This is a genomic window from Sphaerisporangium corydalis, assembly GCF_025506355.1.
In the GTDB taxonomy this organism is placed as follows: Bacteria; Actinomycetota; Actinomycetes; order Streptosporangiales; family Streptosporangiaceae; genus Sphaerisporangium; species Sphaerisporangium corydalis.
The window spans coordinates 45,254-69,864 of sequence record NZ_JANZYP010000055.1 but is presented as its reverse complement, the minus strand read 5'-3'; the positions used below and the strand labels follow the sequence as shown (position 1 = coordinate 69,864).

Annotated in this window: 13 protein-coding genes; 8 read left to right on the top strand and 5 right to left on the bottom strand. The window is 73.2% G+C overall.

Features of this window, described 5'->3' with window-relative positions; all coding sequences use genetic code 11:
- A partial coding sequence (locus NYZ98_RS41410; protein ID WP_316249618.1) for a fibronectin type III domain-containing protein occupies positions 1-943 on the top strand: 943 nt, incomplete at its 5' end.
- A 134-nt stretch (positions 944-1,077) separates the two neighbouring features.
- Here the strand turns inward: NYZ98_RS41410 and NYZ98_RS30370 are convergent.
- Positions 1,078-4,836 (bottom strand): ATP-binding protein, encoded by a 3,759-nt coding sequence (locus NYZ98_RS30370; RefSeq protein WP_262847007.1) that lies wholly within the window; start codon positions 4,834-4,836, stop codon positions 1,078-1,080.
- Between the two features lie 196 nt (positions 4,837-5,032).
- Here NYZ98_RS30370 and NYZ98_RS30365 point away from each other — a divergent pair, with 196 nt between their 5' ends.
- Both NYZ98_RS30365 and NYZ98_RS30360 read left to right on the top strand, forming a co-directional pair.
- Entirely contained in the window at positions 5,033-6,001 is a 969-nt protein-coding gene (locus NYZ98_RS30365; protein ID WP_262847006.1) for a TIR domain-containing protein, read from the top strand.
- A complete protein-coding gene (locus NYZ98_RS30360) occupies positions 5,998-7,692 on the top strand; it encodes an SPFH domain-containing protein (RefSeq protein WP_262847005.1) in 1,695 nt (564 codons plus the stop codon). The genes NYZ98_RS30365 and NYZ98_RS30360 overlap by 4 nt, the downstream gene beginning before the upstream one ends.
- On the opposite strand, the gene NYZ98_RS30355 is transcribed toward NYZ98_RS30360, so the two are convergent.
- The 3 genes from NYZ98_RS30355 to NYZ98_RS30345 form a co-directional block, all read right to left on the bottom strand.
- On the bottom strand, positions 7,689-12,077 hold the full coding sequence (locus NYZ98_RS30355; RefSeq protein ID WP_262847004.1) for an SbcC/MukB-like Walker B domain-containing protein: 4,389 nt from the start codon (positions 12,075-12,077) through the stop codon (positions 7,689-7,691). The two genes, NYZ98_RS30360 and NYZ98_RS30355, sit on opposite strands and share 4 nt — an antisense overlap.
- A complete protein-coding gene (locus tag NYZ98_RS30350; protein ID WP_262847003.1) occupies positions 12,074-13,420 on the bottom strand; it encodes a TIGR02678 family protein in 1,347 nt (448 codons plus the stop codon). Before NYZ98_RS30350 ends, NYZ98_RS30355 begins: the two co-directional genes overlap by 4 nt.
- A 101-nt stretch (positions 13,421-13,521) precedes the next feature.
- The gene (locus NYZ98_RS30345; RefSeq protein WP_262847002.1) at positions 13,522-15,060 is read right to left on the bottom strand and encodes a TIGR02677 family protein; all 1,539 of its coding nucleotides are present in this window, start codon (positions 15,058-15,060) and stop codon (positions 13,522-13,524) included.
- A gap of 223 nt (positions 15,061-15,283) precedes the next feature.
- Between NYZ98_RS30345 and NYZ98_RS30340 the strand changes: the two genes are divergently transcribed.
- From NYZ98_RS30340 to NYZ98_RS30320, 5 genes are all read left to right on the top strand, one after another.
- A complete protein-coding gene (locus tag NYZ98_RS30340) occupies positions 15,284-16,147 on the top strand; it encodes a hypothetical protein (protein ID WP_262847001.1) in 864 nt (287 codons plus the stop codon).
- Positions 16,144-17,337 (top strand): hypothetical protein, encoded by a 1,194-nt coding sequence (locus tag NYZ98_RS30335; protein WP_262847000.1) that lies wholly within the window; start codon positions 16,144-16,146, stop codon positions 17,335-17,337. Before NYZ98_RS30340 ends, NYZ98_RS30335 begins: the two co-directional genes overlap by 4 nt.
- A gap of 151 nt (positions 17,338-17,488) precedes the next feature.
- Positions 17,489-18,457 (top strand): class I SAM-dependent methyltransferase, encoded by a 969-nt coding sequence (locus NYZ98_RS30330; protein WP_262846999.1) that lies wholly within the window; start codon positions 17,489-17,491, stop codon positions 18,455-18,457.
- Positions 18,458-18,606: 149 nt separating this feature from the next.
- Entirely contained in the window at positions 18,607-19,545 is a 939-nt protein-coding gene (locus NYZ98_RS30325; RefSeq protein ID WP_380706568.1) for a LysR family transcriptional regulator, read from the top strand.
- 97 nt (positions 19,546-19,642) lie between these two features.
- The gene (locus tag NYZ98_RS30320; protein ID WP_262846997.1) at positions 19,643-20,818 is read left to right on the top strand and encodes an NAD-dependent formate dehydrogenase; all 1,176 of its coding nucleotides are present in this window, start codon (positions 19,643-19,645) and stop codon (positions 20,816-20,818) included.
- A 70-nt stretch (positions 20,819-20,888) separates the two neighbouring features.
- Here NYZ98_RS30320 and NYZ98_RS30315 read toward each other — a convergent pair whose 3' ends face one another.
- A complete protein-coding gene (locus NYZ98_RS30315; protein ID WP_262846996.1) occupies positions 20,889-24,392 on the bottom strand; it encodes a S8 family serine peptidase in 3,504 nt (1,167 codons plus the stop codon).
- Between the last annotated feature and the right edge of the window lie 219 nt (positions 24,393-24,611).

Here is a 24,611-nt window from a genome sequence, read left to right as displayed (position 1 = left end):
CTTCATGTGGCGCCAGTTCTACAACATGACCCGCCTCGGCGCCCAAGCCATCTACATCTCCATGTTCGACGAATACAACGAAGGAAACCAAATAGCCAAAACCGCAGAAACCCTCAACACCGTCCCCGCCAACTCCGGAATGCTCGCCCTCGACGAAGACGGCACCCCCTGCTCCTCCGACTACTACCTCCGCCTCACCAGCGACGGCGGCAAAATGCTCAAAGGCCAAATCCCCCTCACGGCCACCCGCCCCACACCACCGACGCTTCCCAGCGGGGGCGACCGGCAGCCGCCGACCGCGCCGGGGAACCTGGCGGTGAGCACCAAAACCGCCACCAGCGTCACCCTCACCTGGACCGCCTCCACCGACAACGTCGCCGTCACCGGCTACCAGGTCCACCGAGGCGACACCATCGTCAACGCCACCGGCACCACCACCACCATCACCGGACTCACCCCCGCCACCGCCTACACCTTCACCGTCACTGCCCGCGACGCCGCAGGCAACAACTCACCCGCCTCCAACGCGGTGAGCGTGACCACGTCGGCGGGCTCGGCGGGGGTCGCGCTGCGTTCCAAGGCCAACGAGCGCTTCGTGACCGCCGCGAACGGCACGGCGCTGATCGCGAACGGGACGTCCGCCGGCAACGCGCAGCTGTTCGACCGCGTCGACCTGGGCAACGGCAACATCGCGCTGCGGGCCAGGGTGAACAACATGTACGTGTGCGCCGACGGCGCGGGGGCGCAGCCGCTGATCGCCAACCGTGCCACGGCCGGCGCCTGGGAGACCTTCCAGCTGATCACCAACCCCAACGGGACGGTCAGCCTCCGAGCCCAGGTCAACAGCCGGTACGTGTGCGCCGACGGCGCCGGGGCGCAGCCGCTGATCGCCAACCGCACCGCGATCGGCCCGTGGGAGCAGTTCGACCTCATCGCCGGCTGACCGCCCCCGTCCGGGCCGGGCGAACCGCCGGGCCCGGACGCCCGTGGGCTCCGCGCAGTGTGCGTGACCGGGGTCCCGTGCCTGGCCGGGGCTCCGTGCTCTGCCCGTGGCCGGCGGCGACGTGGGAGCGGGGCTCAGTCCTGGTCTTCGGTGATGCGGCGTACCAGGCCCGCCATGCCGAGCCGCTGCGCGTCGTGGAGGGCGTGCGCGAGCAGGGTGCGCGCCTGGTGGCGGTCGGAGGGCCGGCCGCGGCGGAGCAGCATCCGGCCGTGCTCGGCCGCGGTGTACACCTGGTACGGCCGCGCGCCCAGGCGCCGGTTGCCGTCGGCGGCGTCGCGGAAGTGCTGGTCGGCGGCCTCCCAGTCCTCGGTGGCCGTCGCCAGCAGCCCGAGGTACCGCGACACCGACCCCATGCAGGCGACCGCGAAGATGAGGAACGCCGGGCGGTGGGCGTAGGGGCGGAGCAGCCGGTACAGCACGGCCGCCCGCCCGGGGTCCTCCAGCCCGCAGCAGACCTCGGCGAGCATGGTCATGGACACCAGCCAGTCCGCGTCCCTGGGCAGCGCGCCGAAGTCGCCCGCCGCGAGGCCGTCGAACTCGTCGCGGGCGGCGCCGGGCCGCCCGGTCGCCAGGTGGGTGTACGCCAGGACCGGACGCCACCCCGTGACGTCGGGGGACTGGGCGGCGTAGCCCTGGACCAGCTCGGCGATCTGGTCGAGCCGCCCCTGCTCGCGGCGCAGCCACCACAACTGGGCGCCGAAGTTGTGCAGCATGGCGGAGCCCGCCGCGGCCTCGCCCTGCTGGAGCGCCTCGCCGGAGAGCCGTTCCCCTTCGGCGAAGCGGCCGCGCAGCATCGCGAGCGTGGCCCGCCAGATGAAGGCCCAGAAGCTGTAGATGGGCTGGCGCAGGCGGTCGGCGAGCGCGGCGTACCGCTGGATCTCGGCGAACATGGCGTCGAGGTCGCCGTGGTCGGCGAGGGCGAGGATCCGGCGCAGCCGTCCCTGGACCTCCAGCTCGCGGTCGGCGGTCGGGCCGGCCAGGAAGATCATCTCTTCGGCGAGGGCGGTGCGCTCGGCGAGCGTGTCGGGGCCCCAGATCGCGTAGCACCTGCTCTCCAGGATCCCGCCCAGCTCCGAGGCGGTCCCGTGCTCGCGGGCGATGCGCACCGCCTGGGCGCTCAGCTTCTCGCGTTGCGCCGCGCGCTCGCGCCAGTCGCGGCCGAGTCCCCAGTAGAGCGCGGCGGCCAGCCGTCCCGACACCCGGGCGCGCAGCATGGTGTCCTGGTCGCCGAGCGCCACGAGCGCGCTTCTGAGCAGTGTGATGAGCCGGTCGTTGAGCTCGCCGAACTCGGCGAAGAAGTGCCCGTAGCCGAGCGCGGCGCGGGCGAGCGGCTCGGCGGCGCCTGCGGCCCGCGCGTACTCGGCGGCCTGGGTGAAGGCCTCCTTGGCCTCGGCGGCGTGGCCGCCCCGGGTCTCGGCCTCGCCGAGGGCCAGGAGCAGCTCGCACCGTTCCGCCTCGTCAGGGGACCGCTCGCGCGCGAGGTTCGCCAGGGCCAGCCGGAGGTGCAGGGCCGCGCCGTCGTAGGCGAACAACCGCATGGCCTCCCGCGCGGCCAGCTCGCGGTAGTGGCGTACGGTGCGGCCGGCCTGGCCGGGAGCCGCCTCGCCGTGGTGATGGGCGAGCAGCGCGGCGTGGGCCTGCCGGTCGGCGACGGTCGCCTCGATGGCGCCGGCGACCTGGTGGTGCAGCAGCCGCCGCCGGGCGGGCCCGAGGCCGGCGTACAGGGCGTCGCGGTAGGCGACGTGGCGGAACCGGTAGCGGCCCGGCTCGTCGCCGGAGTCGTCGATCACGCCGTAGGCCATGCCGTCCTCGAACGCGGCCAGCAGGGCCTCGCGCGGCTCTGAGGTCGCCGCCGCCAGCAGGTCCACGTCGGCCTCGCGCCCGATCACGGCGGCGAGGGCGAGGATGGCCTGCGTCCGGGCGGGCATGCTGCGCAGGCGGTGGAGCACGTCGGCGGAGATGCCGAGGCCGCCGGCGTCGACGAGCCGCTCCAGGCGGCGCAGGTCGGTGCCGGTGGTGAGCGGGCGCAGGATCTCGCTGACGAACAGGGGGATGCCGCCGGTGCGGGCATGGACCTTGCCGAGCAGCGACGGGGAGGGGTCGCTCCCGGCGGCGAGCCTGACGAAGTCGGCCACCTCGTCACGGTCGAGCGCGTCCAGGTCGACGCGGAGGCCGGCCGGGGCCTTGGGCAGGTCCGCGAGGGCGGCGAGCAGCTCGGGCCGCTGGTCGGCGGCCGTGTCCCTGAAGGACGCGATCACCAGCAGCCGCGCGTGGCCGAGGCGCGCGGCGAGCGCGCGCAGCAGCAGGAGCGACTCGGGGTCGGCGCGGTGCAGGTCGTCGACCAGGACGACGATCGGCCGGGCGGCGGACGCTTCCACGAGAAAACGGGTGACCGCCTCGAACAACCGCGTACGATCCCCGCCGCCGTCGCCGTGCGACCCGGGAAGAACCTCCCCGTCCAGCCCCGCACGGCCGTCGTGCTGCCCGGGAAGAACCTCCCCGTCCGGCCCGGTACGACCGCCGTGCGACCCGGGAAGAACCTCCCCGTCCAGCCCCGCACGGCCGCCGTGCGGCCCGGGACGGGCCTCTTCGTCCGGTCGTGGGCGGTCGTCGTCGCCGGGTGGGCCGGTGTGGAGGTCGGCGAGTCGTGGGGCGAGCAGGGACAGGGTGGCGGTGTCGTTGCCGGCCAGGGCCTTGAGCTCCTCGGGGTGCCGGCTCGCCACGATCGCCTGGAGGATCTGCCGCCAGGGCCGGAGCGGGGCCGTCGACCCGTCCTCGGGGGCCCGTCCCCACACCGGCTCCACGCCCTCGCGCGCGGCGTGGTCGGCGAAGACCGTCATGGTGCGGCTCTTGCCGATGCCGAGCTGCCCGGCCAGCAGGACCACCCGGCCCGCCCCGGCCCGGCTCTCGGCCAGCGCCCCGCGGAGCAGGACGAGCGCCTCCTGCCGGCCCACGAAGACCCGTTCGGGACCGCGCGGCGGGGACGGGGCCGCGGTCTCGTCCGCCTCGCCGGGCGGGACGAGGGTGACCTCGGCGATGATGGCGGCCGGCGGATCGCCGGCCCGGATCCCCGACTCGACCGAGGCCAGCCGGGACGACGGCGGGGCCTGCGTCACCCGCAGCAGCTCGCGTCCCTCGCGGCAGACCACCAGGGCGGCGCCCGGCTCGCGGGCGCGGTAGAGCGCCAGCGCCCACCAGCAGCGCAGCCGCTCGTTCTCGGGGTGCTCGCGGACGAGGTCGGCGACCAGGCCGCCGGACAGGACCGTGCCGTCCATCCCGAGGCGCAGGTCGATCTCGACCGCCAGCTCGACCGTGGACAGGCGGAGCTGCTCCAGCCGGACGACCGTGCCCTGCGCGAAGGCGCGGTCGCCGAAGTCCCCGAACGGGCGGCCGCGCCAGCAGCCGATGGCGGCCCGCGCGGCGCGGGCGGCCTCGGTGAGACGGCCGCCGTTGAGCGCGGCCCTGGCCTCCTCGGCGAGGCGGTGCATGCGGGTCTCGTCGAGCTGGTCGTCCCCGACGCGCAGCCGGTAGCCGGCGCCGTCGGTGAGCAGCACCTGCCAGCCCCGGGCCGAACGGCCTTCGGGCTCCAGCGCGCGGCGCAGCAACGCCACGTATCCCTGGAGCTGTCCTTTCTTCCTCGCCAGCAATTCGCGCCGGCTGAAAGCCACCAGATCATCGCTCCATAATTCGGCGGCGAGATCGAGCTGGCTGACCGTTTCGTTCGGCCGGGACAAAAGGATCGTGAGCAGCAGGACGTGCAGCGGATCGCCTAACGGAACCACATTCCCGTCGCCGTCCACCACCTCCAGGGAACCGAGGACGTGGAACCGCATAAGACCCTCCCCTGCCTCCGTCACATCGTCGGCGCGACAAGAGGTACCGCCATCCTAACTTTTGATCATGTTTTCCGAGTCGTATTGAAATATGGCCGATTTGTCGGAATCCATGGCGGGCCAAGAATCGGCCAAGCGCGGATGCCTTGTACTGACAGCGGCCTCACACACGTCCGTACAAGACGGGAGGAGCGAGATGTACGCCAATCAAGCACGGCTCGACGAACAAGAAGATCCATATTTCTTCATCTCCTACGCCCACCACGACGGCGCTTATGCGAAACGCCTGGGCGACCACCTGGACAAGAACGCCATCCCGGTATGGTTCGATCGCAATCTGGCCTGGGGCAGCCGATTCGTCGTCGAACTCCAACGGCGGATCGCCGGATCGCTCGGGGTGATCGTCGTCATGTCACCGGCCGCCGAGGCCGCGCAATGGGTCGAGCGGGAAATCCTCGAAGGGCAGCGCCACAACCGCAATTTCCTGCCGATCCTCATCAGCGGGCAACGGCATTTCCTGCTCGCCAGCAGCCAGTACTTCGACGCCCGCGACGGCCGGCTGCCGGGAGACCAGGAGATCCTCCAGCTCCGCCACGTGCTAGGCGGCGACCAGACGCGGCGCCCACCGGCCCTGCGGCTGCCCATCCCGCTGGTCAAGGCGCCGGCCACCCACCTGTCCCCCAGCGTCTCGATGGCCAAGCTCCGCTCGTTCCTGACCACCGGAGAGCTGGAGCTCGCCGACCTGCTGACCGGGTCCATGCTGCTGGAGGCCGCCGGGCGGCTCGAAGCGGGCTGGCTGCGCCGGTCCGACGGTGAGCGGCTGCCCGGCGACGTCCTGCGTGACATCGACCTGGCCTGGTCCGGCCACTCCGCGGGCGCCTACGGGTTCGGCGCGCAGCTCGCCCGGCACGGCCGTCCCCCCGCCGGCGTCCCGGACGGCCGTTCCGGCGACTTCTTCCTGCTGGCCCGGGCCCTCGGCTGGAAGAAGGACCGGCAGGAGCCGTCGTCGTTCTACCAGCAGTTCGCCGCCCCGGCCCGGCGCGGCGACGCCTTCTTCCCCACGCTGCGCAACCCGCAGCTGGAGGGGCATCCCAACTGGCACGACAAGTGGATCGAGACCACCATGGCGGTACACCTGCGGCTGCGCGCGTGGAGGCAGGCATGATCACCGTCCGGCGGATGGCCGAGGTCGTGTCCGCGCTCGCCCTGACGGCCTTCCTGACGCTGTTCCTCCTCCTGTCGCTGGCCGGCGCCGGCGCCGGGCTCGCCGCCTTCCTGTCCCTGCCGATCGCCCTTGGCGGCACCGCGTACGCGGCGTGGCGGTGCGTCCAGCAGGTGCCGCCCGGGCATGTCGGGCTCGTGCGCAAGAAGTTCGGCCGGGTGCGCCCCGGCGACGAGTCCCGGCAGGTGCGCGCCCACGGGTCGATCGGCCACCAGGCGGAGACGCTCGGTTCCGACCAGCGCCACCTGCTGCCGCCCTTCCTGTACCAGGTCACCCCCGTGCCCTGGACGCGGGTGCCCACCGGCACCATCGGGGTAGTCGTCGCCAGGGACGGCCTCCCGGCGCCGGTCACCCGCACGCTGTGCGCGCACGTCGACTGCGACGACTTCCAGGACGGCACGCGGTTCCTGCGCGACGGCGGGCAGAAGGGCCGGCAGCCGGGCGTGCTGCGGGGCGGGGCCGACTACGCGGTCAATCCGCTGTTGTTCGAGGTGCTGACCGTGGACACCATCGGCCACGGGCGGTACGGGCTCACCGCCGCCGACCTGATGGAGACCGAGATCCCGGTGGGCACGGTCGGCGTGGTCATCGCCCGCGAGGGGCGGCGGCCCGGCGAGGACGAGGTGGTGGGACACCCGGTCGACGGGCACGAGAGCTTCCAGCTGCCCGACGTGTTCATCGGGAACGGGGGCCTGCACGGCGTGCAGGAGGAGACGCTCAGCCAGGGCGGCGTGTACCGGATCAACCCGTGGTTCGCCCAGGTGGTGCTCATCCCGACGCACATCCTGGTCCTGGAGTGGACCCGCAGAACCGGTAAGCCCGATACCAACTATGACAAGACGCTGGAACAGATCCGGATCAACGTCGAGGGACACTGGCTGCGGTTCACCATGTCGCAGACCATCGAGATCCCCGCCAAGGCGGCACCCCGGCTGGTCGGCCGCTTCGGCCACCGGTCGTCGTCCGGCGGCGACGACGACACCGAGCCGGTGCGGCGGTTCGTCGACAAGGTCCTCGGCCGCACGGTCGAGGGCTACTTCCAGACCGAGACCGGGGGGTACCGCATTGAGGACTTCCTCGACAACTCCGGCCGGGTGCGGCTGGAGCTGGAGGAACTCGTCTGCGAGGCGCTGGACGCCTGGGGCGTCAAGGCGGTCCGCACCACGCTGAATGAGTTCGAGCCCGAGGAGACCGGCATCGACGAGCTGCGCCGCGCAATCGCCGCGGAACGCAACCGGCAGGCGAAGCTGCATCACGAGCTGGGCAGCGCGGGGATCCAGCACGACATCGACCTGACCCGGATCGAGACGCAGCGGATGCGCGACAAGGCGGGCGTCGCCGAGCTGGAGGAGCAGTTGCGGCTGCTGGGCCGGGACGCGATCGTGCTGGAACGCTTCCTGGACCGGTTGAAGGACATGAACGTGCCCGCGTACGTCGGCGGCGACGCCGCGGGCCTCCTCCAGCACATGCCGCTGCACATCGCGCAGAGCCTCATCTCCGAGGTCATGGAGAACATCACCCAGACCACGGCCCCCTTCCGCCGCCCCCACCTCGGCACCGCCCAGCCCTCCGCCCTGTTCCCGGAGGACCACCCCCAGATCACCGTGGAACAGACCGACCAGAAAGCCTCCTAGGGGGCTTCGGGGAGGGTGAGGAGGGTGGGAGGGAGGGGGGTGCGGCGGGTGGGGGTGAAGCCGAGGAGTTCGCCGGCGAGTTCCTCGTTGCCGGCGAAACCCGCCGCCGAGTCGACCAGCTCGCGCCCGTCCCACAGGACCAGCATCGCCGACACGGTGTGCGAGGCCTTGTCGCTGTGCATGTCGTAGTGCGCGGCGGCGGGCACCGTGTCGTAGCGGGCCCACAGGTCGTGCCCGGTCATGAACACGTCCAGGTCGTAGCGCACGGTGAGCCCGAGCAGGTCGGGCTTGTAGACGTCGTCGATGCCGGCGAACGCCTCGTCGAGCGCGATCATCCGGGGGCAGCCGGGCGACGCGGACGAGTACAGCGAGTTGGCCGCCGCGAACAGCGGCAGGTGGATGGCCGCCGACTTCTCCCCGCCCGACATCTGGGAGTGGCGCCTCTTGCTCAGCTTCACGTCCTCCTCCCCCGGCACCTTGAGCCGCAGCTCGAAGGTGCGCCAGGTGCGGTAGTCCAGGACGGCGGACAGCACCTCCTTGTACGTCGCCCGGGGATGCGCGGCGCGGTGGTCGCGGATCATCTGCCGCAGCAGGCGGCGCAGCCCGGCGAGGTGGCCGGCACCGAGGCCGTCCTGTCCCAGCAGTTCGGAGACCTCCCGCTGCACGTCCGTGATCTTGTCGGACACGACCCAGCGGATGCCGACGGTGGTGCCCGTCGACATCGGCCTTGACCTGGTGTCGGCGTCCATGCCCCGGACCAGGTCCCTGGCGACGCGGACCCGGTCGAAGATCTGCTGGGCCAGGCCGGCCAGCAGCTCGTCCTCCAGGACCGTACGCTCGCGCTCCTCCAGCAGGACGCCCTGCTCCCGCGCCCGGCCGGCCACCCGGCGGGCGAACTCGGCGACCGGGTGGCGGCCGTCGGCGTCACGTACCCGCACGACGACCACGGACTCGCCGGGCTCCCAGTCGAGGCGGTAGTCCTCCTCGCAGGCGTTCAGCGCGTCGTCGAACCGTTTGAGCGCCTCCGACATCCGGTCGCGGGCGCCCTTGCGCGCGCTCTCGCCCGGCGACCGGCCCGGGGCGGCCGCGTCGTAGAGCTCGAGCAGCTCGGCCACGCCGTCCGGCAGGACAGACCGGACCGCCAGGGCGGGTTCCCGCGTGGAGAGCCGATCGATGACCTCGGCGGCGACGCGCCCGGGTTCTGGCCATCGGGTGCTGTCCGGCCAGGACGGCCCTGCGGCGACGCCGAGGACCGGGCGCAGGTCGGTGTGGGCGAACGGCGCGAACGACGCGAGCCGGTCGAGCAGCTCCCCCACCGCGACCAGGAGCGCGGCGCGGCCGTGCTCGTCGGCGTACGTGGCCCTGACCAGGGCGTCGTGCTCCTCGCGGGCCCGGGCGTCCTCGGCCCGCCAGGTGGCCTTCGCCGCGCCGAGCTCCTTCTCCGCCTCGTCGATCTGGCCGAGGATCTCCTTGAGGGGCGCGCTCAGCGTCTCCTCCAGGGCGGCGAGCCGCTCCGCGAGGTCGAGGTGGGCGGCCTCTTTGGAGACGAGGGCCTCGCGGGCGGTCCGGTGTTCGTCGTCCAGGCGGGCGATCGTGCGGCGGCGGCCCGCGAGGTCCGTCTCCAGGGCGCCGATGTCGGCGAGGCGCTGGAACAGCCGTTCCCCCGTGGCGGTGAAGTCACCGGCGGCCCGCGCGACCGCCTCGGCGCCGGCCTCGTCGGCGGGCATGGCGCGGTCGGCCGCCGCCTGCCTGAGCCTGCGGCGCCGGGCGTCGACCTCGGCCGTGGCGGCGTCCAGCACGGCCACGGCCTCCGCGCGCGCGGCCCGCGCGGCGGCCAGGAGCGTCGACTTCTCGGCCAGCGCCGCCACGGCCTTCGGGATGTCCCGTCCGATGGACCGCAGTCCTTCCCTGGCTCGGCCGATGTCGTCCAGGCGCCGCTGGAGCGCGTCGCGTTCGCGGGCGGCCAGCGACCGCCGGCGCGCCAGGTCCTCGAGGTCGCGTTCGTGCGCGGCGATGCGCGCCCGGCGGCGGGCCGCGCGGTGGGTGGCACCGATGTACTCGGGGGCGTCCTTGGGCAGCGCGCCCACGTGCACGCCGAGGCTGAACGCCCCGCGCCCGCCGATGGCGGGTGCGGCGGCCGGGACCGTGAGCTCGGTGGTCAGCGCGATCGAGTCGAGCACGTCGGCGATCGCCCGGGCGGGGACGAGGTCCTGTTCCTCGGGGACCAGGACGCTCGACAGGGTGCGCCCGGCGGGGCGGGCCCCGGCCGGGGCCGGGAGCAGGAAGGCGTCCGCCTCCGCCTCGCGCACGGCCGCCGCGGTGAGCACGGGGTCGGGGTGGATCCACGCGGTGAGCAGGCCCGCCGCGTCCAGGGCGCCCTCCACGGCCGCCGCCTCGGCGTCGGCCACCCCGTCGGCGAACCGCACCAGCCGCCACAGCGGGGCACCCGGGCGGGTGGCCCGGCCGGCGGGGCGGGTGGCGGCGAGCGGGGGCGCGTCGTCGCGTTCGGCGGCGACCTCGTCCCGCAGCGCGGCGAGCCGCCCGGCCTCCTCCGCGAGCCGTGCCAGCTCGTTCTCGCGGCCGGCCAGTTCGGTGACCAGCGCCGTGCGCGACGCCTCGGTCAGCTCCCCGAAGATCTCCACCAGCCCCGGCGCCCCACCCTCCCCCACCCGCCCCAGCCCCTCGGCCAGGGCCGCGACCTCCCCGGCCCCCAGCACACCTCCGGCCGCAACACCCGCCTGAACGTTTCCGGCCACCACGCCCGCCTGAACGCCTCCGGCCACGGCACCCGGCCCCACGTCCCCATTCGCGACCGGCTCCGCCTGAACGTCCCCGCCCACGATCGGGTCCGCCGGCACACCCCCTCCCAGGACAGGGTTCGCCCGGACGTCCCCGGTCATGACCGGGTCCGGCTTGAGTGTGAGGGTGGTCGCGAGCGGGTGCGGGTGGGGCGGCGACCATTGGGCGGACCAGGTGGTGAGGGCGGTGGCGGCCTGGGCGCGGGTGTCGGTGAGGTGGCGTTCGGCCGTGGCGCAGGACGCCTCACCGGACTCGGCCTTCTCCTCGGACGCGCGCGCCGCGAGCTCCGCGCGGGCGCGTTCCCTCTCGGCCTCGTTCACGCGCCCGAGGTGCGACCGGACGTCCTCGACGTCCTGGAGACGGGCGGTGACCTGCGCACGCGCGGCCTCCGGGTCGTCGCCGGTGTCGGGGATGCCGGCCAGCGCGGCGGCCTCGGCCCTGGCCGACGCCTGCCGCCCGGCCGCCTCGCGCGCCTCCCCCAGCCGCCGCTCGACCTGCCCGGCCTCGTCCTGGAGGTCGGAGATGTGCCTGGCGGCCCGGCCGTCCGCCTCCCGCGCCTGGGCGATCTCCTGGGCCGCGCGGCCGGCCTGGGCGCGCAGCCCGTCGAGGTCGGCCTGCGCGGTGTAGGCCTCGTGCTTCTTGAGCCCGTCGAGCCGGCCGTCGAGCCTGCTCCGCTCGGCCTCGGCGGCCTCGCACGCCTCCTTGGCCTCCTCCTGGGCGCCGGCGGCGCGCTGCATCTCGGCCCGTGCCTCGCCGATCGCCGCCGCCTGCTCCACCACCTGCGCGGTGCGGGCGGCGACCCGGTCGAGGTGGGAGCGCACGCCGACGCGCAAATAGGCGGCGTAGTGGTCGAGGAAGGCGCGGGAGGCGTCGTCGGCCCTGACGAGGTCGTCGGCCAGCCGCTGCACGGCCGCGAGGTTCTCGAAGTCGCGGGCGGCCTGCTCCACGAGGTCCTCGGAGACCGGGCTCAGGCCGGCGGTGAGGGTGTCGGAGACCTTCCCGGGGTCGAGGTCCTTGGCCAGCAGCGGCCTGCGCAGCGCCAGCAGCAGGTCGAGAAGCTGGGTGTACCGTTCCCGCCCGAGGCCGAACAGCGTCGTGTCCACGGCGTGCCGGTAGGCGGTGGCGCTGTCGTGCCAGGCCTCGGGTTCGAGCACCTTCCTGAGCTGCTGCTCGGTCAGCGGCCGGGACTCCTCCGTGAGCAGCCCGAAGTCGGCGCCGACGCGTCTGGCCGTCACGAAGAAGGCCGTCTTGACCGAGGGCCGGTCCTTGTGCGCGTGCAGGGCGATGACGAGCGTGACGGTGCGCTCGCCCGCCGCGAACTCCATCCACACGAAGCCGTACTCCGACTCCTGCCCTCGGTACAGCAGGTTGGCCTTCATCGTGCGGTTCTCGCCGCTGAACGGGTCCAGCCGGCGGGCGTCGACGACCCCGTCCAGGATGAAGGGGAACAGCACCTCCAGGGCCTTGGTCTTGCCCGAGCCGTTGTGCCCGCGCAGCACCAGCCGCCCGTCGGCGAAGACGAACTCCTCGTCGGTGTAGTCCCAGATGTTGATCAGACCGGCGCGGGACGGCTTGAACCGCGTCATGCCGAATCCTTTCCGTCGAAGAGGTCGAGCTGGCCCCGGGGCGGCGCCGGGATCGCCAAGGTGATGTTGCGGTAGCGGACGGCGGCCGGGAGCAGCAGCACCCCGCCGGGCACGGGGAGCAGCAGGCTCAGGTCGGCGAGCAGGCCGACGGCGGCGTCGAGCAGCCCGAGGGGGTCCTGCTGCCAGGCGCCGGTGAAGGAGGCCGCGCCGAACCTGTCGTACAGCTCCCGCATCATCGCCTCGAGCCGGGGCCGTTCGATCAGGACGAGCCGGTCCTCGCGGCGCGGCGGCGGGGCGGGCTCGGGCGGCGACCACGCCAGGTCGCCGACGACCCCGGCGCGCGGGAGCGCGGAGTCGACGCGCGCGAGCAACCCCTCGCCAGCGGCGGCCCCGGCCGGCGGCTCGACCCGTTCGAGGTCGTGGTGCGGGTCCTCCAGCAGGTCGGCGATCGTGGCGATCAGGAGCCCGGCCGCCCGGTTGACCGCCCCGCCCCGGCCAGGGAAGGCCCGGTCGGTGAACCGCCCGCCGGGGTCGGCGAGCAGGACGCCCTCGGCCCTGCGCTCGACGACCAGGCCGGTGAGCCTGGCGAGGTTCTCGGCGACCTCCTCACGCCGCAGCACCGCGGCCGTCGCCGCGTCGAGACCGGCGTAGTAGACCACCGGCCGTTCCAGCAGGAGCCTGCGCGCCCGCCTCTCCGCGGAACCGCTTGAGCCGTCCAGCAGGCCCGCCGCGCTGGTGAGATGGCGTACGGGGCGGGCGGGCTGGAAGAGGGACGCGCAGATGTCGTGGTCGATGTCGTACAGGGCGTCGCCGTCGTCGCCGCGCGCCCACGCCTCGACCGAGCCGTCCGAGAGGCTCAGCGCGCCGCGCGCGACCAGCCAGCCGACCACGTCGACGACCGCGCCCTTGTGGCCGGGGACCAGCGGGTCGAAGCCCAGCCCCTCGATGGAGTTGGCGACCGGCCCGAACAGGCGGACCAGGTCGGCCAGGCTGATCTCCACCCTGGACCGCTGGAAGGAGCCGAGCACCAGGCACAGGTAGGCCAGGCGCCTGCGGTCGAACGGCTTGCCCGCCCGGCTGGTGAAGGTCCTTCCCCGGGAGGGGTCGAGGGTGTCGAGCAGGCGGATCAGCCGGACTTGGCGGGTGGTGGCGACCAGGGTGTAGCCGAACAGCTCGCGCAGGTCGCGGGTGAGCCGGTCGGCCCAGGGCAGCACCCGTTCCAGCATGCCGGGCCGGGGATGGGCCGCCGTGATCAGGTCGGTGGTCAGCACCAGCCGGACCGCGTCCTGATAGGCCCCGAGGTCACCGCTCGCGACGTCCCCCGCCGCCCAGGGCTCAGCCATCGGTGCCTCCCGCGCGCGAGACCACGGGAACGCGGGCCGTCGTGCCGCGCGGGACGACCAGCGGAGCACTCCCTGCGCGCAGGACGAGCGCGGCCATGGGCTCAGTCATCGGTGCCTCCGGCGTGCGGGGCGATCTCCAGGGTGAAGCCGGGGAGGTGCAGGGTGCCGTGGGGGGTGCGGACGCTGCCGCCCTCGGGGGAGGGCACCAGCCGCATCACGACGGTGCCGTCGCCGCCGGTGCCCGTCTTCAACCGGCCCGCGACCACCGAGCGGGCCTCCAGCGCCCGGGTCAGCAGGGTCAGCAGCACCTTGGTCTCGGGCTCGTCGAGAACCCGGCCGTGGGCGCCGCCGCCGGCCAGGCTCTGGGCGGCGGCCCGCTCGGCCGCCCTGGCCGCGATCTGCCGCCGTCGCAGGTCGGCGCGCGCCCCCGTGTCGGTGCGCACCGGCTGCGGGAGCCCCGGCCCCGCCGGGCGGCCGGTCCTGAAGGGGGTGAGGGCGACCTCGATGCCCGGGGCGTCCCACCAGGTGGCCCGCGAGGAGATCTGCTCGGCGTCGTCGTGCGCCCCGCCGAGGTGCCGCGCCGAGCCCATGTTGAACGCGGCCGCCGCCAGCGCGTGCGCTGCGTCCTCGTCCGGCGTGTTGTGGATCCACTCGGCGAGATGGCGCAGCTCGGAGGCGCGGTTCACCCCGCCACGCTGGGCCTCGGTGAGCTGCCGCAGCAGGGCGATCACGCCCGACACCGCGGACCTGGTCGCGCGGCGCAGGCCGGCGGCCCCCGACCCCGAGCCCGGCTCGGCGGTGAACCAGGCACGCAGCGCCTCCCAGCGGCGTTTCCAGTCCTCCACCCGCTCGGGGCCGGTCAGGAACGGCCGATCGTCCGCGCGGGCGGCCCGGTCCAGCATCGCGGCCGTCCCGCTCGCCTCGACGTCCCGCACGGCCTGGCCGAGGCGGGGAAGGTGGCGGTCGAGCTCGGCCATGAAGTCGCTCATGTGGGTCAGCAGGGCGTTCTTGTAGCGCAGGAACAGGTCGGGCGAGGCGTCGGTGGAGGTGACGATCTCGCCGAGGGTCACGTGGAACCGGGCCGAGCGGCGCACCATGTCCTCCATGACCTGGTCGAGCCGGGACAGCCGCCGGTGGACCTGCTCCTCGTCGCCCGCGAGGTTGGCGGCGGCCAGCGACCTGAGGTCGTCGAGGATGTCCGAGAACACCAGGCGGGACAGGTTCGCGTCGCGGACCCTGGCGGCGAGGACGTCCTCCACGGCGGTGAAGGCGCGGTAGCCCAGTTCGCTGAACTGGTAGACGGACTGGCGGTTGCGGTAGCGGGCGAGGGTGCCCGCGCGGGAGGCGTCCTCCAGGCGGTGGATGATGCCGTCGGCGGCGAGCGCGTCCAGCCGGTCCCGCAGGGTCGCGTCGACGTGCGGGACCTCGTCGTGGGCCGAGGCGAGCTCGCGGAGGGCCGCCGCCACGTCCTCGTCGTCCACCTGCACGCGGTGGACCGCGCGCAGCCGGTCCATCGCGCGCAGCACCCACAGATAGCCGACGAAGTCGCCTCTCTGGGTGAAGTTGAACAGCCGGAACCTGTCGCCGACCGCGCGCGCGTCCAGGTCGAGCGCTCTGTGACCACCTGTCGAATCCCTCATGACAGGCAGCAAGTATTCCCCACGCCACCGACAGTTCCGGCCCCCGCCACCGCCGGTCGGCGGATCTCGCGGTTCACGCCGTGAAATCGCCGCCGCGCCGGCGCCGCCCGAGATTACATATTTCCATTAATTCGGATATTTCGCATTTTAGCGATCGGATCGGGGTGGCAGGGGAAACACAAAGGTGGCGCGGGCCGCGCCGGAGCGTTTCTACACTGGCGTCATGGAACGGAAAGGGGACGGCGAAGACGCCACCAAGTCCTGGCCCGCGCGAAAGCGAATTCTCGCGGGTTCCGGGGCATTCCTGGTGGCCGTCGCCGCGTTCGGCGGCGCGAACGTCCTGGCCCCGCTGGCGCAGCGCTACGTCCCCGAGATAGGGAAGAGGCTGGACCCCGTCCTGGGCGTGCGGCCGGTTACCGCCCAGACGTTGTGGCCCGTCTCCGGCACCTGCGGGCAGGGGGCCGTCGCCATGCCCGCAGGCGGGCGCGCGCTGGACGCCCTGACCTTCACCTTCCAGGAGAATCCCCTGGTCACCGCGGTGAGGTCGGGCGCGGCGTCCTACGAGAAGGGCTCGCTGATCATCTCCCTTCGCGCGCGCGAGGGAACGGTCGCCTACCTGGACGGCCTGCAGTTCCGTACCCTGCGCGTCGACCGGAAGGCGCGGCTCGACTGGATCCTCGCCCGGCACTCCGGGTGCGGCGGGGGCGGCTCCTACTTCCTGCGGTACGACCTGGACAGGGACCGGCGGGTCGTGGTCGCCCCGGACGGGAGGGAACTGCCCGACTCCTCCCCCAAGGCGCCCCGGATCCTCGGCAGCCCCATCACCTCGGAGAAGCCGCTGAACATATCGATCGAGGTGAAGGCCTGCCACGCGCTCTACGCGTGGATGGTGGACGTCCGGTACTCGGTGGACGGGACGCGGGGCAACTTCACCGCCGGCTCCCCCGACCGCCCGCTGGTGTCGGTGGGCGGCGTGCGGCACGCCCGCACCTACGAGATGGCGCCCGCGGCGGCGGGGCCCGGACGGGTCGTGACCAGGTCGGACAGGGCGCCCTCCCACGCCTGCGGCGAGAAGGACGATCGGTGACCTGGCGCCGGGCCAGGGTGGCGTGCCTGCTGCTCGTGGCGGTCCTGTTCCCCGCAGGTTCGCTCACCGCGACGGCCGCGCGGCCGGACGTCGGCGCCTGGACCCTCGTCCCATCCCGGGCCCTGGTCGTCTCGGGGCCGCCGCTGAACCCGGACCTCGTCGTACGCGGCGGTCCCGGGCTGGTCGCCGTCGGCCACACCGCGACGCCGGGCGGCACCCGGACCGACTCCTGGCGGTCGGCGGACGGCCGGCACTGGAGCGCCGGGCGCCTGGGCGACCTGACGTCCCGCCCCCGGCAGGCCACCTGGATCACCGGGCTGGCGAGCGTGGCAGGGGAGGTCGTCGCCGTGGGCACCACGACGGAGATGGGCGCCGCGGGGCCGACGACCAGGGCCGTCGCGTGGCGGTCGGCGGACGGCGACTCATGGTCGCCGATGCCGGACCTGCCGATCCGGGCGGGCGTGACCTACCGGCATCCTGGTCTGGCGGCGCACGCGGGCGAGGTCTACGCGCTGGCCGCGCAGCAGGACGTGTCGCGGGCGTCCGGCGGCGGGTGGCGGCCGGTCGACACCGGTGTCTCCGGGAAGTGTTCCTACGAATCCCTCCAGGACGGGGACGCCGCCTTCGGCCCGGTGCTCGTGGGCGCGTGCGCGGACCCGGCCGCCAACGCCGGGTCCCGGGCGTCGCTCGTCGCGCTGAACGGCACCGGGCCGCCGCGCGAGATGGCGACCGGGATGGACATCGACGCCGTGGAGTCCGTCGCGACGAGCGGGACGGTGACCGTGGCGGCCGGGTACAAGTACGTCGACCGTCACGTGGGGAACGGCTCGGAGGACGGGCAGGCGATCGACTCGGGTTACGTCCGGTCGACCGGCGGGGGCGGCTGGTCCCGGTTCGCACCGTTCCCTGTGGCGGGCGGCATGGTGCTGGGCGGGGTGCGGAGGGTCGTCGCGATCGGCTCCCTGTTCCTGGCGACGGGCGCGGCGGTCAACGACGCGGGCGCGGAGGTGCCGGCGGTCTGGACCTCCGAGGACGGCGGGAGGACCTGGCGGATGCGCGCTCTGCCCGGCTTCGCGGAGAACGGCTGGATCGACCTCGCCGCCGCGACCGCCGGACATATCGTGATCCCCGCACGATACGGCTACGGCCCCTCGTCCACGGCGGGCCTATTCCTGAACACCCCCGGATGACCCTCCCCCGCCCGCCACGCTCCCTCCGGGCACTGCGGGGAAAGAAGGGCCGGGGCGGACGGCGGGGCTGGCATCTTCTAGCCTGGGGGGCATGGTCGGCGAGCATCCGCAAGACGGGCGTACTGGCGACGGCACGGCGGAGGGGCGGGCGATGACCGGTCCCCAGGCCCGCCGCTGGGAGGAGGTCCTGGACGCCCTCGTCCGGCTGTTCCCACCCGGCCCCGCGCGCGTGCTCGTCGACGGCACCGGCGACCGCCCCCACCTCCTCGCCACCCACCTCGCGGCCGCCCTGCGGAACTCCGGCACGGGTGAGGGGATCACGCTCGCGGAGGGAGCGGGACCGGGGGCGGGACCGGGACCAGGAGCGGGAGCGGGAGCGGGGGATGTGGTGGTCTGGGTGCGGTCGGCGCCCAGGGGCGGGGGGTCCAGGGCGGACGGTGAGGGTGGGGCCGACGTGGTGGTCGACCTGCATGATCCCGGGTGGCCGGTGATCCGGCGGGTGGCGCCCCGGCTGGGCGGCCACGATCGGTGGTACATCAGCGAGAGCCGGGCCTTCTTCGCCCCGCGCGCGGCCACCTGGGACACCAAATTCGGTGACGACATGCCCGCGTACGCCGCCGCGATCGCCGAGGCGGGCATCCGGCGGGACGGCGTCGTCATCGACGCCGGCTGCGGCACCGGCCGGGCCATCCCCGCGCTCCGCGAGGCCGTCGGGCCCTGCGGCGTCGTCATCGGCCTGGACCTGACCCCCGAGATGCTCGCCCGCGCCCGCGCCGAAGGCCGTGCCGAGGAGGCCGGGCTGGTCATCGCCGACGCCCGCCGCCTGCCCCTGGCCGGCGCGTCCGTGGACGCGGTGTTCGCCGCCGGGCTGATCATGCACCTGCCCGACACCGACGCGGGCCTGCGCGAACTCGCCCGCGTCACCCGCCCCGGCGGGGTGCTGGCGATCTTCCACCCCACCGGGCGCGCCGCCCTGGCGGCCCGCCACGGCCGCGCCCTGCGTCCGGACGAGCCGCTGGCCGAGGCGCCGCTGCGGCGGTCGGCGGAGCTGACCGGCTGGCGGCTGACCGGCTATGACGACCCGCCCCACCGCTTCCTCGCCATCGCCGCCCGCCGATAGACGACCTCCCGCGCACACGACCACCGACAGACGACCTCCCGCGGACATGGCCGCCCTCTGGTACGCGTCGCCGGGTCCCCCGGTCGGGCGACGCCCCGCCGTCAGGCCGTGATGTGGACGTGGGGGTGCCGGGTGGGACATCCTGTGGCGTGTTGTTGCGTCAGTTGGAGTATCTGGTCGCGCTGGCCCGGGAGCGGCACTTCGCGCGGGCGGCGGCGGCGTGTCACGTGTCCCAGCCGTCCCTGTCGGCCGCGATCCGCAAGCTGGAACGCGACCTCGACGTGCCCATCGTGCTGCGGGGCCGCCGGTTCGGCGGGCTGACCCCCGAGGGGGAACGCGTCCTGCTGTGGGCGCACCGCATCCTGGCCGAGTGCGGCGAGCTGCGCCAGGACCTGTCGGCGATGCGCGGCGGCCTGTCGGGGATGCTGCGGATGGGGGCGATCCCCACGGCGCTCACGGCCGCGTCGCTGCTGACCACGCCGTTCTGCGAGCGGCACCCGCACGTCCGGGTGTCGCTGGAGTCGCTGTCGTCGCGGGAGATCACCCGCCGCCTGGCCGAGTTCGAGCTCGACGTCGCGATGACGTACCTGGACGGCGAGGCCCTCGGGAACGTGCGCACGACCCCGCTGTACGGGGAGTGGTACCTGCTGCTGACCCCCGATGACGGCCGGCTCGCCGACCGCGCCGTCGTGCGCTGGGCCGAGGTGGCCACCCTCCCGTTGTGCCTGCTGGCGCCGCAGATGCGCAACCGGCGCATCCTCGACGAGATCTTCAAGGAGGCCGGGACGGTGGTCGTCCCGGCGATCGAGACCGACACCGTCTCGGCGCTGTACGCCCACGTCGCCACGCACCGCTGGTCCAGTGTGATCGCGCACGCGTGGCTGCACATGTTCGGCGTCCCTGACGGGATGCGGGTGATCCGGCTGGAGAACCCGGCGCGGGCCCCCCGCGTCGGCCTGGTGATCGCCGACCGGACCCCCGAGCCCGCCCTGGCGCGCGCTCTGCTGGACGTCGCCCGCGACGTCGACGTCCACGGGATTCTCGACCGCCTGCTGCGCGACCACCTGGCGAAAACCGAAAGCAGATAGATGCGTTCTATCTACTCATAGGAAGTTTCATTTTGACGCCTCACAACAACGGAGAGGAGGGTGAAAGACACCCGAAACAGAAGAGGAGCCATGCGAAATGGCTAAAGTTCTGTGCGTCCTGTACGACGACCCGATCAACGGATATCCGACGTCCTACGCACGAGACGACCTCCCCCGGATCGACCAATACCCGAGCGGGCAGTCACTGCCCACCCCGCACGACGTCGATTTCGCCCCGGGGCACCTTCTCGGCAGCGTTTCCGGCGAGCTGGGGCTGCGCCGGTTCCTGGAGAGCCAGGGGCACACCCTGGTCGTCACCTCCGACAAGGACGGCGCCGACTCGGAGTTCGACCGCGAGCTGCCGGACGCGGACGTGGTCATCTCCCAGCCGTTCTGGCCCGCGTACCTCACCGCCGAGCGCATCGCCAAGGCGAGCAAGCTGAAGCTGGCCATCACGGCCGGCATCGGGTCCGACCACGTCGACCTGGACGCGGCGATCGAGCACAACGTCACGGTCGCGGAGGTCACCTACTGCAACAGCATCAGCGTCGCCGAGCACGTCGTCATGATGATCCTGTCCCAGGTCCGCAACTACCTGCCGTCGTACCAGACGGTGCTCGACGGGGGCTGGAACATCGCCGACTGCGTCTCGCGGTCCTACGACGTCGAGGGGATGCACGTCGGCACGGTCGCCGCCGGGCGCATCGGCCTGGCCGTGCTGCGAAGGCTCAAGCCGTTCGACACCCACCTGCACTACACCGACCGGCACCGGCTCCCGCAGGCGGTCGAGGAGGAGCTCGGGCTCACCTTCCACCCGACGACCGCCGACATGCTCCCGGCGTGCGACGTCGTCACCATCAACGCGCCGCTGCACCCGGAGACCAAGGGGATGTTCGGCGACGAGCTGATCGGCACCATGAAGCGCGGCGCGTACCTGATCAACACCGCGCGCGCCAAGATCTGTGACCGCGACGCGGTGGTGCGCGCCCTGGAGAGCGGGCAGCTCGCCGGGTACGCGGGCGACGTCTGGTACCCGCAGCCGGCTCCGGCCGACCACCCGTGGCGGACCATGCCGCACCACGGGATGACCCCGCACATCTCGGGCTCGTCGCTGTCGGCCCAGAGCCGCTACGCGGCCGGCACCCGCGAGATCCTGGAGTCCTGGCTGGCCGGTGCTCCGATGCGCCCGGAGTACCTCATCGTCCACGAGGGCAAGCTCGCGGGCGCCGGCGCCCACTCCTACTCCACGGCCAAGGACCACAAGAACGGGTGACAAAGGGCACCTGTGAGGCCGAGGTCGAGGCCCGGCCCGCCCCCGTGGAGGGGCGAGCCGGGCGATCGGGTTACGGGGTGGCCTTGTCGGGCCGCTCGGAGATGCGGATGGCGTTGACGATGGTGTCACCCGCGCGTTCGGCGAACCGGACGTTGAGCTGGCCGTCGGTCACCCGCACCGTGTACTGGCGGGTGGTGGCGGTGTAGGTGCCGACCTCCAGGGCCAGGTCCAGCGCGGGGATCGCGAGCTGGCCCTCGACGATGACGTCGAAGACCCGGCGGCCCTCACGGGTGGCATGGGTGTCGGCGAAGCCCAGTTCGACGGTGTACGTGCCGTTCGGCACCCCGTCGAACCGGTACTCCAGCATCTTCTCCCGGGCGCGCTTGAACAGTTCCTGCTCGGTGGTCCCCTTGATCGTCTTGCTGGCCGTGCTGGTGCTGGTGTTGGACCCCACGTAGCCGTAGCCGCCGGTGGTGTACTTCCGGTCGGCGGACCAGCGGTCGCCCGCGGCGTCGAGGAGGTCCTTGGTGGCGCCCACGTCGACGGCCACCTGGTGCTTGGGCACGACGACCGTCACCGCGATCTCGATCTGCGGGTTCCGGCCGCTCGCCGAGCGCACCAGCAGTTTGCCGGTGCGGACGGTGCCCGGTGTGACGCCCGTGCTGGAGGCGGTGACCTTGAGCGTCACCGACTTGCCCGGGGCCAGGCTGCCGCTCGCGGGGGTCACGCTCAGCCAGCCTCCCGCGGGGTCGGTCACGACGGTGTAGGCCGTGGCGACGCCGAGGTTGGACAGCTCGACCGTGCCGGTCCTGGTGGCCCCGGCCGGCATCACCAGGGTCAGCTCGGCGGCCGAGGCCGCGACCTGCCCGGTGGTGAGCGCGGTGTCGACCCGGGTCAGGGCGCCGGGGGTGACGGTGACCTCCTGGGTGAAGGTCCCGTAGTTCTCCTTGGACACCTCCACCTGGTAGTCGCCCACCAGGATCTGCCCGATGAACGTGCCGTCGGCCCCGGTGGTGAAGGTGGCCACGTCGCCCACCTTCACCGTCGCGCCCGGCACCGGCCTGCCGTCGTTGGCGTCGGTGACGGTGCCCGTCAGCAGCCCGTGGCGGCTGGCGGTGAAGGTCAGGCTCTGGCCGGGGTTGAGCGCGGGGCTGTTGTAGGAGTACAGCAGCGCGTCGGTGCCTCCGGCGTTCTCGATGCCCACGGTGGCGCTGTCGCCGGCCGAGTGCTCGTTGTCGATGCCCTTGTAGCGGTACCCGATCGAGCCGTCCTCGCCGAGCAGGGCGGAGAACGAGATGCGCTGGGCCGCGTCGGAGTAGAACCGGGCGTTCCGCCATTCGATGACGAAGGTGCGCCTCGGCGCGGTCCCGATGGTGGCGGTGTACAGGCCGGCCTGGTCGTCCAGGACCAGGTCGTCCCAGTACGGGTACAGGGCCCCGTTGGGCGTGGTGGTCGAGGGCAGGGATCCGTTGCTCGCCGTGGTGTTGCTCGCGACGAAGCTGAGCAGGCCGTTGCTGCCGACCCATCCGGCGGTCTGCCCGGCGCCGTAGAACGGGAAGCTGAACGGCAGCGTGATCGGCTGGGCCACGTCGTCGCCGGTGAGGGCCTGCTTCTCGGTGCCCGCGACGTACGCCTCGGCGGCGCCGGCGCAGGTGTAGCCGAAGGAGTCGGTCCTGCGGGGCAGGACGATGTCCTTGGTCACGTCGCCGGTCACCGAGACCGCCACGGTGAGGGCGTCCGCGCAGCGGGACAGCGGGGTGGCCCTCAGGTCGTAGTCGTCCTGCGGCAGCGTGAGCGAGTAGTGGCCGGCCGCGTCGGTGACCGCCGTGACCGGGGTGCCGGTCGCGGCCACGGTGGCGCCCGCCTCGGGTGCGCCTGCGGCGGTGACCGTCCCCGACACCGTGCCCGAGGGCTGCGCGGTCAGGGACACGTCCTCGGTGACCGTCTGGTCGGCGAGGACGGTGACGGCCGCGGTGGCGTCGTCGTAGCCGAACTTCTTGACGGTGACCTGGTAGTCGCCCGCCAGCAGGCGGGGCAGCGCGTAGGTGCCGTCGCCCGCGGTGCTGACGGTGCGGGTCAGCGGGCCGATGACGGTGAGCGTCGCCGCGCCGACCGGGGTCCCGCCGGTGGTGACGGTGCCCTGGAGGCCGCCGAGGTCGCCGGTGGGGGTGGCCTGGACGGCGGCGAACGAGTCGAGCTTGCCCTCGCCCCAGATGTTGTTGTCGGCGGCGGTGCCGCCGCAGCGCGTGTCGTCCACGTCGATCGAGGTCCGGTCGAGCAGCGCTCTGGTGGCGGCGATGTCGCCCTGCAGCGCGGGCGAGGCCGACCACATCAGCGCGACGGTGGCCGCCAGGTGCGGGCTGGCCATCGAGGTGCCCGAGAAGCTGTCGTACCCGCCGGGGATGGACGAGCGCACGTCCACGCCGGGCGCGGCGAGGTTGGGCTTGATCTCGCCGTTCTCACCGGAGCCACGGGTGGAGAAGCTCGCGATCGCGTTGTTCTCGTCGAAGGCACCGGCGCTGTAGCTGGAGACGTACTGGCCGGGCGAGCCGCTGGAGTTGCAGCCGGCGCCGGTGAGGTTGCCGTTGGCGAAGGCGGGGAAGATGCCCGCCGCCACCCAGGCCTCGACGATCTCCTTGTACCACAGGTCGAGGCCGGCACCGCCCCAGGAGTTGTTGACGATGTCCGGCGCCAGGTCGGGGCGCGGGTTCTGGCCGTTCAGGTCGGTGGGCGCGAGGATCCACTGGCCGGCGGCGAGCAGTGATGCGTCGGTGCAGCTGCTGGTCTCGCAGCCCTTGGCGGCGATCCACTTGGCGCCGGGCGCCACGCCGATGCCCCCGTCGCCGATCATCGTGCCCATGGTGTGGGTGCCGTGGTCGTTGTTGTCGCACGGCGCCGCGCTCGGGCACACCCCGGCCGGGTCGAACCAGTTGTAGTCGTGGTCGACGCTCCCGTCGGCGTGCTTGCCCCGGTAGGCGGCGGCCAGCGCGGGGTGGTCGAACTGCACGCCGCTGTCGATGCTGGCGACGACGATCCCCTCGCCGCGCACGCCGAGCTCGTCCCAGACCTTCGGGGCGTTGACGCGGTCGATGTTCCACTCGACCGCGTCGACCTTGGCCGCCGCCTTGCCGGGCAGCGGGTCGGGCAGCTTGGTGACGCGGACGGGGTCGATGCGTTCCACCTCGGGCCGCTTGGCGATCTCGTCCGCGAGCTTGGCGTCGCCGGTGACCTGGATGGCGTTGGCGATCCAGAACGGGGTGAAGTCGGCCTTCTGGGCGTTGAGCAGCGCGCGGAGGCCCGCCTGCGAGGAGGTGGCGACCTCGGTCTTGGCCCGGTAGACCTGCTTGGCCTTCTCGGTCTTGGTGGTCGCCCTGCGCGCGGCGCTGAGGTCGGCGCCGCTCTTCAGCCGGACCCAGAAGGTGGCCTTGTCGTCGGCGGCCAGCTTCGCCAGGACCGTCTTGTCGATCTTTTCGGGCTCGGGCGCGGCCTGGGCCACGCCTTGGGGCAATACGAGCGCGAGAGCCGCGAGGGTCCCGATCAGGGCCGCTCGCCAGCGTCGGGGGGTGTTGGACACACGATCTCCTTCGCGCCGGACGGGAGTGTCCCGCCGGGAAGAGGGACGTGGGCCGCACTTGATCTTTACAGCCCACGTGGAGAATCGTGAATGGATCTTGTCCACTTTTCAAGGACTTGACTGCCGAAAGTCTGAATTGTCATCAGAATTAACGCGAGCAGGTGACACCCGGCCACTTCCGCACCGCGAGCACCGGCCGGGGCGCGGGCGCTCCGGCGA